Source organism: Chlorobium sp. KB01, assembly GCF_001975465.1.
Lineage (GTDB): Bacteria > Bacteroidota > Chlorobiia > Chlorobiales > Chlorobiaceae > Chlorobium.
In genome coordinates this window covers 34,750-47,438 of sequence record NZ_MPJE01000068.1, presented here as the reverse complement: position 1 = coordinate 47,438, position 12,689 = coordinate 34,750, and the positions used below count along the sequence as shown (strand labels likewise).

13 protein-coding genes are annotated in these 12,689 nt (G+C 49.8%); 4 read left to right on the top strand and 9 right to left on the bottom strand.

Going from position 1 to position 12,689, the window contains the following annotated elements:
• The first annotated feature begins 78 nt into the window (after positions 1-78).
• Positions 79-1,092, top strand: coding sequence for a tRNA lysidine(34) synthetase TilS (tilS, locus tag BOO20_RS07465; protein ID WP_076791751.1), 1,014 nt, complete (start codon positions 79-81; stop codon positions 1,090-1,092).
• Positions 1,093-1,100: 8 nt separating this feature from the next.
• Here the strand turns inward: tilS and BOO20_RS07460 are convergent, their stop codons facing one another.
• The 5 genes from BOO20_RS07460 to trpD all read right to left on the bottom strand — a co-directional run bounded on the left by BOO20_RS07460 (position 1,101) and on the right by trpD (position 5,163).
• The gene (locus BOO20_RS07460; RefSeq protein WP_076791750.1) at positions 1,101-2,135 is read right to left on the bottom strand and encodes a hypothetical protein; all 1,035 of its coding nucleotides are present in this window, start codon (positions 2,133-2,135) and stop codon (positions 1,101-1,103) included.
• 11 nt (positions 2,136-2,146) lie between these two features.
• On the bottom strand, positions 2,147-2,587 hold the full coding sequence (rnhA, locus tag BOO20_RS07455) for a ribonuclease HI (protein WP_076791748.1): 441 nt from the start codon (positions 2,585-2,587) through the stop codon (positions 2,147-2,149).
• A 91-nt stretch (positions 2,588-2,678) separates the two neighbouring features.
• Positions 2,679-2,894 (bottom strand): 50S ribosomal protein L28, encoded by a 216-nt coding sequence (rpmB, locus tag BOO20_RS07450; protein ID WP_006365473.1) that lies wholly within the window; start codon positions 2,892-2,894, stop codon positions 2,679-2,681.
• Positions 2,895-3,040: 146 nt separating this feature from the next.
• Positions 3,041-4,033, bottom strand: coding sequence for a chlorophyll synthase ChlG (chlG, locus tag BOO20_RS07445; protein WP_076791747.1), 993 nt, complete (start codon positions 4,031-4,033; stop codon positions 3,041-3,043).
• A gap of 74 nt (positions 4,034-4,107) precedes the next feature.
• Positions 4,108-5,163: an anthranilate phosphoribosyltransferase gene (gene trpD / locus BOO20_RS07440; protein ID WP_076791745.1), complete on the bottom strand. Its 1,056-nt coding sequence runs from the start codon at positions 5,161-5,163 to the stop codon at positions 4,108-4,110.
• A gap of 90 nt (positions 5,164-5,253) precedes the next feature.
• Here trpD and BOO20_RS07435 point away from each other — a divergent pair, with 90 nt between their 5' ends.
• Both BOO20_RS07435 and cutA read left to right on the top strand, forming a co-directional pair.
• Entirely contained in the window at positions 5,254-6,336 is a 1,083-nt protein-coding gene (locus BOO20_RS07435; RefSeq protein ID WP_076791743.1) for a Xaa-Pro peptidase family protein, read from the top strand.
• A gap of 21 nt (positions 6,337-6,357) precedes the next feature.
• Positions 6,358-6,696, top strand: a complete 339-nt coding sequence (gene cutA / locus BOO20_RS07430; protein ID WP_076791742.1) for a divalent-cation tolerance protein CutA — start codon at positions 6,358-6,360, stop codon at positions 6,694-6,696.
• Positions 6,697-6,703: 7 nt separating this feature from the next.
• Here the strand turns inward: cutA and BOO20_RS07425 are convergent, their stop codons facing one another.
• The 4 genes from BOO20_RS07425 to BOO20_RS07410 form a co-directional block, all read right to left on the bottom strand.
• Positions 6,704-7,396 (bottom strand): metallophosphoesterase family protein, encoded by a 693-nt coding sequence (locus tag BOO20_RS07425; protein ID WP_076791740.1) that lies wholly within the window; start codon positions 7,394-7,396, stop codon positions 6,704-6,706.
• A gap of 299 nt (positions 7,397-7,695) precedes the next feature.
• Positions 7,696-8,865: an ATP-binding protein gene (locus BOO20_RS07420; protein ID WP_076791739.1), complete on the bottom strand. Its 1,170-nt coding sequence runs from the start codon at positions 8,863-8,865 to the stop codon at positions 7,696-7,698.
• A 16-nt stretch (positions 8,866-8,881) separates the two neighbouring features.
• The gene (locus BOO20_RS07415) at positions 8,882-9,793 is read right to left on the bottom strand and encodes a branched-chain amino acid transaminase (RefSeq protein ID WP_006365463.1); all 912 of its coding nucleotides are present in this window, start codon (positions 9,791-9,793) and stop codon (positions 8,882-8,884) included.
• Positions 9,794-10,012: 219 nt separating this feature from the next.
• The gene (locus BOO20_RS07410) at positions 10,013-11,218 is read right to left on the bottom strand and encodes a 6-phosphofructokinase (protein ID WP_006365461.1); all 1,206 of its coding nucleotides are present in this window, start codon (positions 11,216-11,218) and stop codon (positions 10,013-10,015) included.
• A 185-nt stretch (positions 11,219-11,403) separates the two neighbouring features.
• On the opposite strand from BOO20_RS07410, the gene BOO20_RS07405 reads away from it, so the two are divergent.
• Positions 11,404-12,678, top strand: coding sequence for an ABC transporter permease (locus BOO20_RS07405; RefSeq protein ID WP_076791737.1), 1,275 nt, complete (start codon positions 11,404-11,406; stop codon positions 12,676-12,678).
• Positions 12,679-12,689: the final 11 nt, after the last annotated feature.

Below are 12,689 nucleotides of genomic sequence, written 5' to 3'. Positions count from 1 at the left end.
GGCGCACTCACATCCCGTTGTCGTGAAAACGAAGTACGGGTTGCTTCTTGCGGGAAAAACGATAATGAGCGGGGAAAAGTGAATGCTTTAGAGAAAAAGTTTCTCAGTCAGATAAAGGCAAGAAGGCTGGTTGACAAGGGTGAAAGGATTCTTGTTGCTCTCTCCGGAGGGCCGGATTCAATGGCCATGCTCTCCCTCTTCACGGCACTGCGTCCTGTGCTGCATCTTCAGCTTGCTGTAGCTCACTGCAACTTCCTGCTCCGCGGCAGAGAGAGTGACGGTGATGAGGATTTCGTGCGTGAGGCGGCTCTCAGGCTCGGTATGGAGTGCTTTGTGGAGCGATTTGATACCCGGCTTCATGCCACGCAGCTGAAAAAGTCTCTTGAAGAAACCGCCCGCATTCTCCGTTACGGTTTTTTTGACAAGGTGCTTGAGGAGCAGGGGTTCTCGAAGGTTGCCACCGCTCATCATGTCAGTGATAATGCCGAGACTATTCTTTTTAACCTCTTCAGGGGAGCTTCTCTTCCCGCTCTCAAGGGGATCAGGGCCCGAAATGACCGGATCATCCGGCCGATGCTGCTGCTCCATAAGGCTGAAATCAAAGGCTACCTGAAGGAGAAGGGCATTGCGAGCCGGATTGACAGCAGTAACAGTTCCGATGACTACGACCGGAATTTTATCAGGAACCGTGTCATTCCGCTGATCGAGGAGCGGTTTGCCCATAAACTGATGCCATCGCTCCAGAGAGTGTCGGAACAGGCAGGGGAGCTTGAAGAGTTTCTTGAACTCTATTTTGAAAACCTTGCTGAATGCGAGCCCGGACTTTCACTTGTTGAGGGCAGGCTTGAAGTCGGTGCGCTCAGGAAGCTGACGGTTTTCGAACAGAAAGAGATTTTCAAAAGAGCTCTGCGCGAAATGGATGCACCGGTTGACGCGCAGGCACTGCAGAAGCTGGTTGATCTACTGAACTCACGACCGGGAAAAGTGGTGATGGCCGGCAGAGGGTTGCAGGTGCTCTGGAAAGGCAGAGTGCTCTGTTTTCTGCGGGATCCGCTCTCCTCTCCTGGCAGCCCGGACGCTCTGGAGAGGTAACCGGGCTTTTACTTTTTCTCTTTGGCCTGCTGGAAGAGTTCTATGGGAAGCTTCGTATGAATAATCACTGATTCATAGTTCTGCTGAATATCAAGCTTTTCAAGCAGTTTTTTCGCCTGGTCGGATGTTCTTGTACCGGCGAGCTCCGAAAGCTTGATTGCCCCCCAGAGAAAGGTTGAGGAGAAATAGGCAGCCCGTCTGGTTGTATAGACCCATTCGCTCTCAGCTTCAATTCCGTCACTGAGTTTCAGGGAGAGAGCCATACTCCGGATACGGTTCAGGTTTCCGAGGGTTTTCATGTCCCGGTTAGCCGACGTGAGGCTTTGCAGTGCGCCTGTGGTCCATGATGCGGAAGGCAGCGCAAACCAGAGATGTGATTTGTATACAGCCTTGTCGATCAGGGTTGTTGTGAGTGAGTCCCTCTGGTAAAAGCTTCCGGATGGGACGAGGAACTCCTGAAGCATATTCCTGCTGTTGGCAAAAGCTATACGTTTCGGATCAAGCTGACAGATCCAGAGTGTACTGTCGAGAGCATAACACTGCCGGCTCCCTATTTTTTCAGAGAGAGTGCTGTTTGATTTGAGAAATGATTCGGGAAGCTTTTTTGAAAATGGGCCCCAGACAACGCCCAGAAAGTGCTGCTCTTTGTACCCTCTTCGCCTGAAACTGATCAGGAGGGTGTCTATATCCTCAGTGGGGTTGATCCCTGAAGCTTTTATGATTGCATCGACCCTTCCTTTTGGCTGGAAGAGCGGCGCCTTTTTCAGCGAATCCGGAATGATCTCCTTCCAGATACGGCTCTGGCGGATATCTTTCAGTCCAATGTAGATAAGGGCATCGGATTTTCCGGGAATCCTGTCAACCAGACCCTTGATCTCCGGGTTTAACGGTTCCGGCTGCACTCTTGTTTTCGGCCAGTTGATCCAGACTACTATGGCAAGAAAGCAGATCATGCTGAATGTGCTGATCAACAGGAGGAGCCCCGCCCCCTTTTTAAAGGAGCGTTTTTTCTCTCTTGTGTCAGGTCCGGTTTTGCTCGGCATACAGCAACTGGTTATGGATGTTTTTTTATGGCTTCCCGTGCCAACACGTCGCAGCGATTGTTGTAGGGATTGTCGCTGTGGCCCTTCACCTTGTGAAAGGTAACCTCATGCAATCTAATCAACTTCAGGATTTTTTGCCACAGATCCGGATTCTCGACATTTTTTTTTGCAGCAGTCTTCCAGTTATTGACAACCCATCGTTTCAGCCACCCCTCATTGATGGCGTTGACGAGATAGCTTGAGTCGCTGTAGAGATCAACCTTGCAGGGCTCCTTGAGTGCTTCGAGCGCTTCTATTGCCGCAGTAAGCTCCATGCGGTTATTGGTTGTCGCCGGAGAGTATCCTGATAGTTCGCGGGTTGAAGGGCCGTACATCAGCAGCGCACCCCAGCCACCGGGCCCGGGATTTCCGCTGCATGCTCCGTCGGTGTATATGATCAGTTTTTTTTGCATCGACAAAAAAAAGGCTCAATCTTTGCAGATTGAGCCTTTATGAGACATTGAAATTTTTTGTAAGCCTTATCCTTTAAGGGTCGGAGCTTAATTATACCAGTTTGGCGAGCTCGGCCGTACCGGTTTTAGCAATAATTCTCATGGCTTTGGCTGAAAGCTTGACCTTTACAAAGCGCTTTTCCTCTTCGATCCATACCTTTTTTGTATGGAGGTTCGGCTCAAAACGGGTGCGGACATGGTTGTTCGCGTGGGAAACCGTGTTACCATATATAGGTTTTTTACCGGTCAGTAGACAGACTTTTGGCATGGTACAATCAATTGGTGTTAAAAAAACGAACTGGAATATAACAATAGTTTTGTAATCCCGAAACCGATTATTGTAGCACCGGCAGGTCAATAAATCGTCGGAACAACGAAGCAATCAACTTGCGGAACGGATTTCCGGTATGCTCGTTACGGGCGGATGCCGACGGCGCACACCATCATTGACAGCACATAGAGCAGGGTTCCGAACGCATTATACCAAACGGCTTTTTCAAGCGGTTTGTCAATCAGGACTTTCTGCATCGGCAACTGGGCTACAAGAAGAACAAGGGCAATTACTGTTGTGGTCATGGAGCCTTTGTAGACCAGAATCATAATGGCTGCAAGCTGGGCAAGATCCATAAGAATCGCCGCAAGAATTGCTGCTTTTTTCTCGCCGAGCTGGACGGGGATCGAGGCAACCTTGCGGATATTGTCACCGACAACCGATTTAAAGTCGTTCAGTGTCATGATGCCGTGTGCCCCAAGTGAAAAAATAATGGCGAGGGCAATGGTCTCCGTTGATGGAACGCCCTGTGTAATGGCAAAACTGCCGGTCAGCCATGCCACACCTTCATATGCCAGACCGACGATGAGATTGCCGAACCAGCCGTTCCTTTTCGCCCGTATTGGCGGGCCGGAGTAGGCGTGTGACATAAGTACCCCCACAAAAGCGATGGCTACGACATATGGGTGGATGGAGAGGGCCACCAGAAAGCCGATAACGATAAGCGAGAAGGTAATCAGCCAGCTTGCTGATTTTGATATTTTTCCTGCCGGGATAGGCCTTTCCGGTTCATTGATAGCGTCCACTTCACGGTCGAAGTAGTCGTTCATCGTCTGAGACATGGCGCACATAAGCGGACCGGCAAGGAGAACACCCCGCAGAAGGATGGACCAGTTTGCAGCAACACCTTCGCCTGTTGAGACCACGCCGCAGGCAAAGGCCCACATTGGCGGGAACCAGGTGACAGGCTTCATGAGCGGCAGGATGGCGGCAGGATCAATCCTGAATCCAGGCTTGTTAACGTTTTCAAGTGCCTGCCGGATGATCTTCTGACGGTCGTCGCTCACTCCTGACTGACGAAGCTTTTCATTGATGCTGTGCGGCATCTCAGGATTTAGCGTATTACGTCCGTTCATGAGTGTAATGATTCTCGCTTCGGCTTAAAAACAAGGGAAACAGTATACAAGTTTTTTGGCACAAAGATAAGCATTTAGTTTTCGCCCGACCTGTATTTCTCGGTCAGCTCACCGTTTATTTTCAGAATCTCATTGAATTTTTTCTCAGTCACTCCGCTTTTCAGGGCATCTGCGGCCATAATAAACCCATCATCAATGCTTGCTGCTTTTCCCGAAACAAAGCAGGCCATGGCGGCGGTGAAGATGCTTGCATCAATATGTGCCTGTGGTGCTGAACCGTCAAGAATATTCCGGATAATCAACGCGTTTTCCTCTTTGGTTCCGCCCTTGATCTCCGACAGGGGATGTCGGCCAAGACCGAAATCTTCAGGATAGATGGTTTTTCGCCGGACTGAATGGTGCTGAATTTCAATGATGAAGGTTGGCCCGTCAAGGCTCGGTTCATCGAGAGGAGTGCCCTCTTCAGTCATGGAGTGAACCACAAGCGCATGGCGCGTCCCGGTCTGCAGAAGCACTTCGGTATAGAGTTCCATAAGCTCCTGGTTGAATACACCGACAAGCTGCCGTTTTGCCTTTGCAGGATTGATCAGGGGACCGAGAATATTGAATATCGTTCTGATACCCATCTCCCTGCGAATCGCAGCCACCCGTTTCATGGAGGGGTGATAGAGCGGGGCAAAGAGGAAGGCAAAGCCTGTGGCGTCAAAAAGCTCCTTTGTCGCTTCGGGCGGCAGATCAATTGAAAATCCGAGCGCTTCAAGAACATCAGCACTTCCACAACTGCTTGTTACTGAACGGTTTCCATGCTTGGCGACGGGGACTCCGGCACTGTTGGCAATAATTGAGGCGGTTGTCGAGATATTAAAGGTTCCGGCATGGTCTCCACCGGTTCCGCAGGTATCGACAGCATCTTTATCGAGGGATATAGAGTTGGCTTTCTTCATGAGGCTGTGGTAGGCCCCGACCGCTTCTGCAGCGCTCACTCCCTTTTTTTGAAGAAGGGCAAGCAGTGCAGCAATGACAACATCAGAAAACAGTCCGTCCATGATGCTGTTCATGCAGTAGGTCATCTCTTCCTGTGAAAAATCTTCCCCTGTAAGCAGCTTTTGCAGTAACTTCTTTTGCGGCATAAATCGGATTGGTTGGCAAATGAGTTCGAATATTCGTAAATCTAATGAGAATTGGGGTAAATCTAAATAATCAGAGCGGATTCAGGGGCTATGGATAAAATATACAGGGAGGCTTCCCTGAAGATGGTTCTCGGCAAAATGATGGCTCAGGCTCTTGATGCCTGTATTATAACCGATCTTTCTGTTATCAGGTGGCTTACCGGTTTCAGTGGCTCCAGCGCCAGGATGATTGTTACAAGGGAAAAAAGCTGGCTTTTTACCGATTTTCGCTACAAAGAACAGGCCTCCCGAGAGGTGAGTGTTGCTGAAACGGTTATTTCTGCCGATGGATTTGATGCCGAGCTTGCTTCCGGACGTTACTTGTTTGGCGAGAGTGTTGCCCTGCAGTCTGATACTATTACCTGGCATGAAGCTACTCGACTGATTGAGCGGCTTCATGGTCGGCATCGGGTTATACCGGTTCATGCTTTTTTTGATGAATTCAGAATGGTCAAACATGAGAGCGAACTGATGAAAATGCGACGAGCGGCAGAGATCAGTGAATCGGTGTTTGAAGGGCTCCTGCCTCTTATTACTCCTGAGGCTACGGAGCTTGATATTGCGGCTGAAATTTCATATCAGCATAAAAAACTTGGAGCGGAAAAAGACTCTTTTGACCCGATTGTTGCCAGCGGGCCGCGCTCTGCAATGCCCCATGCAAAACCTTCATCTCTCCGGTTCCAGCCGGGTGAGCTGATTGTTATTGATATGGGATGTGTCTATGAGGGGTATGCTTCCGATCAGACAAGGACTGTCGCTCTTGGCCAGGTGTCGGAAGAGGCCCGAAAAATATATCGTATTGTCCAGGGAGCCCAGGAGCTTGGTATAGCCTCTGCGAAGTGCGGCATGACCGGAAGGGAGCTTGACTCGATTGTGCGGGAATATATTGCAGGCCACGGTTATCCGGAGGAGTTTGGCCACGGTCTCGGTCACGGTGTAGGTTTTGAAGTGCACGAAGAGCCGAGAATCAGCCCGAAAGGGGAGCTGGTGCTTCAGGAAAATATGGTCTTTACCATTGAACCGGGAATTTACCTGCCTGGCAGATTCGGAGTGCGTATCGAGGATACGGTGGTACTGGGGCCGCAAGGCGCCGAGCCGCTTCAGCGTTTCAGCAAGGAGCTTATGGAACTGTAACTTTTTTTTACCTGCGAGAGGATGAAAATCGATTATTGCATGGTTATCACTACTACCCCGGACAGGGAGGAAGCCGAACATCTTGCAGAGGGTATTCTGGAGAACCGTCTTGCGGCCTGCATACAGATGGCTGACATCCGGAGTTTTTTTCTGTGGGAAGGCGCAATGCAGAAAGAGGATGAAGTTGTGCTCTCTATTAAAACCACGGAAGCACGCTACAGTGAGCTCGAAGCCTATATTCTTGAGTTTCACCCCTACGATGTTCCTGAAATTATCAAGCTTCAGGTAACCGGAGGGTTACCCGGTTATCTCAACTGGCTGGATTCGACCACAGGCAATGAGAAGCAGGGGAGTGAATAGTCGTTTTTTAATCACAATTTTGAACCTGAACCAGATGTCGCTCAGGAAGAATAACAGCAGTGAGTTTACCGAAACCTGACTTTTCTTTATAGACACATCCTGTATCAATGGCGATGAGACGGTCGGTCATTATTGGGTTTGTAATAGCGGTGTGTGCGCAGACAATGGTTTTTTCCCACTTGTCGAAAGGGCTATCCCTGAAAGTGGTGCGCATATGTACCCGTTGCCAGCAGAACTCCTCCTGCTGGTAATATCTGAGGTTGTCTTTGACGGAAAGTTCAGGGTCAAGACCTCCATGGGTAAAGAAGTAGTTCTCTGTTTCAATGAAAAATCGGAAGGTATGCAAAAAAGCCAGGTGCTTTTCTGAAAGAGTAAAATTTTCCGGACGGTTTCGGGAGCGCACTATTTTGAGTATTCTGTTATTCGGCCATCTGAGTTTGTTTTGTTTTTCACGGTATTCAAGGTACATCAGCTCATGATTACCCATGATAAAGTGACAGGTAAAGCGGGTCTGAAGGTCGATAAGATAGTCGATAACTGCTTTTGAAAGATTACCCCGATCAATCAGATCACCTAAAAAAACTAATTGATCATCATGTTCCGGATGGACTCTTTCTATCAGTTTTTTTAAAGAAAGCAGGCACCCGTGAATATCACCGATAGCAATAATTCGCCGCGTTTCAGATAATTCAGGAGTCATATAAAAGTAATCATGGAGAAATATGCAGCGTATCTGGTGGCAAGATGAAAAGATTGTTTCTTGTACTCTTGTTTCTGACGCTTGACAGGATGTGATTCTTTACTTCTAAACCCGGTTTAATCAGTGCTTTTCTCTTTGTAAAGGTACGTTAGTTATTTCATTGACGCAATCCTCTTCTTTTTGCTGAATCGACAGATCAGGTATTTCTTTTGCCAGCACATTTCCTGAATTGAAACACGCAGTTGTTTTCTGTCACATTTATTTTATGAGAGACTTTTTGCCTGGCAGAGTTATCAGTGTTAAATCTTTTGGAGCAGGCGGCGGATTTCGGAGGTGTAGGATGCCATGACGAGGAGCGGACTGGCATTGCGTTCGATGGTGCGGATCGCCTCTTCGGTGAGGGTTGAGATGGTGAAGAAATCCGCATGGGGGAAGTTCCGGGCAAAACGGTCAATCGAGTCGGTAATGTCGGGGTTGTTGAGTTCCGCAAACTCAGGCACAATCTTGCGGTGGTTGATGTCCTGAAAGAAGAGCAGGAGCGCACCAAGAAAGAGCGTCAGCTCACTGCGCGTCAGGTTTCGGGCACTCTCTTCAGCGGCCATAACAGCTTCATGGAAGCGGTTCGGCGTGAGCACCTTGCGCAAATAGTCGAGCGCCTGGTTACGCAGGAGCATGGTTGGCGTCTCAGCTCCATTGCTGTCACGGTTGTTGATCAGCTCCCATGCAAGCCGGAGGTTTCCCCTTGAAAAACTGACAATAAAGCTCAGTTCGGGCTCCAAAATTTCGGGGCGGTTTTCCATCAGCCAGAGGCGCAGTTCCCGGGCGGTTACTTTTGAGAACCGGACAGTCTGGCATCGTGAGCGTATGGTCGGAAGGAGCCCGTCCGGCCTTGAGGTTACCAGAATAAACAGCACATGAGCAGGTGGTTCCTCAAGCAGTTTCAGCAGCTTGTTTGCTGCCGAGGGGTGCAACCGGTCAGCCTGCGAAATAATGAAGATCTTTTTGCTTCCCTCACCCGGCATAAAGGATGCTTTATGCTGAAGCGCGATAATCTGTTCGGTCAGAATGCCCATGGAGCGCTCCATGGCGGGAGAGAAGTAGGGATTCTCTTTTTTTTGTTCAAGCAGCGCTTCGTAGCGTTCCCTGGCCTCGGTAAACTTTTTGTTCTCTTTTTTTGCCCCCTCCCCGGGGTCAAGCAGGGCTGATTCGACAGGAAAGAGATACTCAATATTCTGGTGCATGAAGGAGCGAACCTGCATACAGTCAGGGCAGGTTTGACATGAGCCCTCGCCGTTCTGAAGTGAAGCAGTGCGGCAGTTGAGAATTGAGGCGAGTTCAAAGGCAACGGACTCTTTTCCCGACCCTTCCGGGCCGGTAAAAAGGTAGGCATGAGCAAAGCGGTCTGTTTCAAGAGCTTTCTGCAGAACACGGATCTGCTGTTTCTGACCGATAATGTTTTTCCAGCTCATGCCTTCTCTGTCACCGTCATATAAAGGTCAGCCAGTTGTAGGGATCTTCGCCGGTCTGAACGATTTTCAGGTAGTGGTGCTGCAGGGCTTCGGTAATCGGACCGCGCCGTTCATTACCGATCGGATATTTGTCGATGCTTCTGACCGGGGTGATCTCTGCCGCCGTACCGGTCAGAAAGACCTCATCGGCAACATAGAGCGCTTCACGGGGAATAAGGGTTTCACGAACCTCGTAGCCAAGCTCTTTTGCGATGTGCATCACGGCGAAGCGGGTAAAGCCGGGCAGGATTGACTGACCGGACATGGGGGTATAGATAATGCCATCGCGGACAACGAAGATATTTTCACCGCTTCCTTCGGAAACATAGCCGTTAACGTCAAGCGCAAGGCCTTCGGCATAGTCATCCATCAGGGCTTCCATTTTGATGAGCTGCGAGTTCAGATAGTTTCCTCCGGCCTTGGCCCAAGAAGGCAAGGTGTTCGGAGCCGGACGGGTCCAGGATGAAACCCGGACGTCAACACCGGTTTCAAGAACATCCTCTCCAAGATAGGTGCCCCACTCCCAGGTGGCAATGGCAACTTCGATGGATGCACGGTGAGGGTTGACTCCGACTGCCCCCTGTCCGCGGTAGACCAGCGGACGGATGTAGCAGGCTTTCTGACTGTTGGCGTGGATGGTGCTGATGACCGCATCTTTCAGCTCCTTTTCGGAGTATGGAATTTCAATACGGTATATTTTCGACGAGTCCCTGAGCCGTTTGATATGTTCGTCAAGAAAGAGCACCGCCGAGCCTTTGAGGGTCTCATAGCAGCGGATCCCTTCAAAAGTGGATGAACCGTAGTGGACAACATGTGACAGGATGTGGATTTTGGCGTCATTCCAGTCAATCAGTTCGCCGTTCATCCAGATTTTTGCAGACTTGTTCATGATGCGGGTATTGGATGTTAAATCGTTACCGGTCTAAAACTCAAAGATATATTGTTTTGAGTTTTTTGAAAGTAAATGGAGCTGTTTTTCTGTAGTGTACGGGTAGATAATCTACTTTATCATCCGGTTCATGCAGCCGGATGTGATACGGAAGAGGTGCGAGAGGAAACAGCAAACCCGCATGGTATTGCGGGTCTGCTGTTCTTGAATTGGTAACGCTCAATAGATTCTTTCGTAAACGCCGTCCACTTCACGAAGAATCGGCTCATAGAGGCTGGCTTTTCGTCCGAAGCAGATGCCGAGCGCTTCATACATGGCGACATGGTCAAGATCGACATGGCGCTGGACAATAGCTTTGCTCGATTCAATGTATTCGATTTTACGACCCCTGACTTTGGATATCGTCACTCCTGTTTTGCCGTCAAGAAGGAGCAGAATAGCCGCCGCTCCGGCTTCGAAGCCGAAGTTGACATCGTAAGCCGAAGAGCTGCCTGAACGGACAAGGTGGCCGGGATGCACCTCACGCACTTCGGGAATCTCGTAGATTCCTTCAACGAACATACCGGTCTCTTTCATGAAAATCGGCATGGCCGGGTCGGTTTTCATTCTTTTCTGGATCTGCTGGCAGGTGAATTTGCCTGCACCGGCAAGTTTCTTGTGGCCGAAAGCATCAACGCCGGCTGATTCATCAACAATGTCGCTGCCATCGGCATTTTTTATGCCTTCGGCAACCACTATGGTATAGGTACCGCTGTTGACGTCGCTCTCCCTGATTCTGCGGGTAAAGCGCTCCTTGAGGTGTTCGTAGACAACATCCCAGTCTGCCGGAATTTCCGGTATGAGAATACAGTCGGCTTCAGCTGCAACACCGCTGCGGAAAGCGGTATGTCCGGCATACCGGCCGAATACCTCGGTTACGAGTACACGGTTGTGGGTTCTGCCGGTGGTTTTCAGGTCATGGACAAACTGCGCAATGCGGTTGATCGTGGAGTCTCCGCCGACCGAGTAAGTCTGGAGGTCGAGATCCATGGTTTTCGGCGCATGGATGCACTGTATGCCATTCTGGTTGAGGTCAACCATAACGCTTCCGGAGTCGTCACCACCGCTGATGACAAGAGCGTCAAGGTCAAATTTTTTCATGCCGGCCTTGATGCGGTTGTATTTTTCAGGATTGCTTATTGCCTTGATTTTAACTCTCGAATGACCGGCTTCGGATCCGGCAAAACTGGCATCGAACAGGTCAAGTCGACTCTGGTCAAGACGGACAATAGATGGCTGATCAATGAGGTTGTAGAGTCCGGCGTAGCCGTTTGGAATGATATAGAGTTCGAGGTCTTTTGACAGAGCCATCATTGCTGCGCCCTTAAGCACTGCATTGAGTCCACCACAATCTCCTCCGCTGGTCAGTATGCCTATTTTTTTCACAGTTATGCTCTCCTTTCAATGCCCGGGTTAGTTTTTAATGGCTGAATTTAGTTATTTAACTGAGGAACTTGTTGTTCCTGCTTCTGGCAATCAAGATAGATTTTTTGTCTGATTTTTCAACGCAAAGCTGCAAAATTTAAATAGGTGAGGATGCATCCCTTAATGTCAGAATTACTCATTATTTCATGAATTATCTGGACCAGGCAAGGATTGCTTTCGTGCATCTCAGGGAGAGAAAGCGCCAGACACTCCTGACCGCTCTTGGTGTTGCTGTCGGTTCAGCCATGCTTGTGACCACTATTTCGGTGGCTCGGGGTTCTTCGTCGAATGTCATAGCCAAGGTCATTGATACCATGCCGCATGTTATGGTGACAGCCGAGAGAGTGGTGCCGCTTATTCCGGACAATATCATCGGTCAGAACTCCCGGCGGATTGCCATGGTGACGAAAAATATCACACCGGACAAGCAGGAGGTTATCAAGAATTATGCCGGGGTTGTTGAGAGTATTCGTTCAGTCAAGGAGCTGCAGAGTATTTCACCGTTTGTTCTCAGCAAACTCCTTGCCCGCAACAAGACACGATTTACACCCTGCGTTGCCCGCGGGGTTGTACCGCAGCTTGAAGGGGAGATTGCCGGTCTTAAAAAGAATCTGATTGAAAAAAATGCTCTTGAGGAGCTCTCCTATACGCCGAATGGTATTCTTGTGGGAGATCTTCTGGCGAAAAAACTCAATGCAGGCTATCACTCAAGAGTTGTGCTGGTGACTAAAAACAGCGAGGAGTTCCCGGTAACGCTGGTGGGCCGCTTCAGCAGCGGATTCAATGCCAAGGATGAGCGGGAAGCCTATGTTAATCTTGCCCTTGCCCAGAGAATGGAGGGAATCGCATCGAACTCGGTGACCGGTATCGGGATGAGAACAGCGCATGTTGAGCGCGCAAATGAGACAGCCGCAGAGGTGCAGACGCTGAGCGGTTATAAAAGTGAGAGCTGGGATGAGACCAACCGGAATGTCATTGAGTTCTATAACCGGAATGCCCTGATTACCCTTGTGCTTGTCGGTTTTGTCTTTATTGTTGCAGGCCTCGGCGTCTCTTCGGTTATGACCACCGTGGTACTGCAGAAGGTGAAGGATATTGCCATCATGCGCTCAATGGGTATGCCTGCGGGGAACATAACCCGGATATTCATGCTTGAAGGGTTGATGATCGGGATTCTCGGGGTGCTCATCGGAAGCCCGGTGGGTCATGTGATTTGCCACTTTGTATCTTCCATCCGCTTTGAGGCCAGTACGGCAGGCGTGCTGAAAAGTGACCGGATCAATCTGATAGAAACGCCGGATGCGCACCTTATTGTGATTGTTTTCGGCATCCTGATTGCCGTGCTCTCATCCATGAGCCCGGCGCGAAAGGCAACACGTTATCAGCCGGTCCGTATTCTCAGGGGCGAGGTAGGCGCTTAGGGTTATGACCG

Coding starts and splice junctions, on each gene's coding strand:
- BOO20_RS07460 (WP_076791750.1), bottom strand. CDS start 2,135: ATGCCGAGCAAAACCGGACCTGACACAAGAGAGAAAAAACGCTCCTTT.
- rnhA (WP_076791748.1), bottom strand. CDS start 2,587: ATGCAAAAAAAACTGATCATATACACCGACGGAGCATGCAGCGGAAAT.
- rpmB (WP_006365473.1), bottom strand. CDS start 2,894: ATGCCAAAAGTCTGTCTACTGACCGGTAAAAAACCTATATATGGTAAC.
- chlG (WP_076791747.1), bottom strand. CDS start 4,033: ATGAACGGACGTAATACGCTAAATCCTGAGATGCCGCACAGCATCAAT.
- trpD (WP_076791745.1), bottom strand. CDS start 5,163: ATGCCGCAAAAGAAGTTACTGCAAAAGCTGCTTACAGGGGAAGATTTT.
- BOO20_RS07435 (WP_076791743.1), top strand. CDS start 5,254: ATGGATAAAATATACAGGGAGGCTTCCCTGAAGATGGTTCTCGGCAAA.
- cutA (WP_076791742.1), top strand. CDS start 6,358: ATGAAAATCGATTATTGCATGGTTATCACTACTACCCCGGACAGGGAG.
- BOO20_RS07425 (WP_076791740.1), bottom strand. CDS start 7,396: ATGACTCCTGAATTATCTGAAACGCGGCGAATTATTGCTATCGGTGAT.
- BOO20_RS07420 (WP_076791739.1), bottom strand. CDS start 8,865: ATGAGCTGGAAAAACATTATCGGTCAGAAACAGCAGATCCGTGTTCTG.
- BOO20_RS07415 (WP_006365463.1), bottom strand. CDS start 9,793: ATGAACAAGTCTGCAAAAATCTGGATGAACGGCGAACTGATTGACTGG.
- BOO20_RS07405 (WP_076791737.1), top strand. CDS start 11,404: ATGAATTATCTGGACCAGGCAAGGATTGCTTTCGTGCATCTCAGGGAG.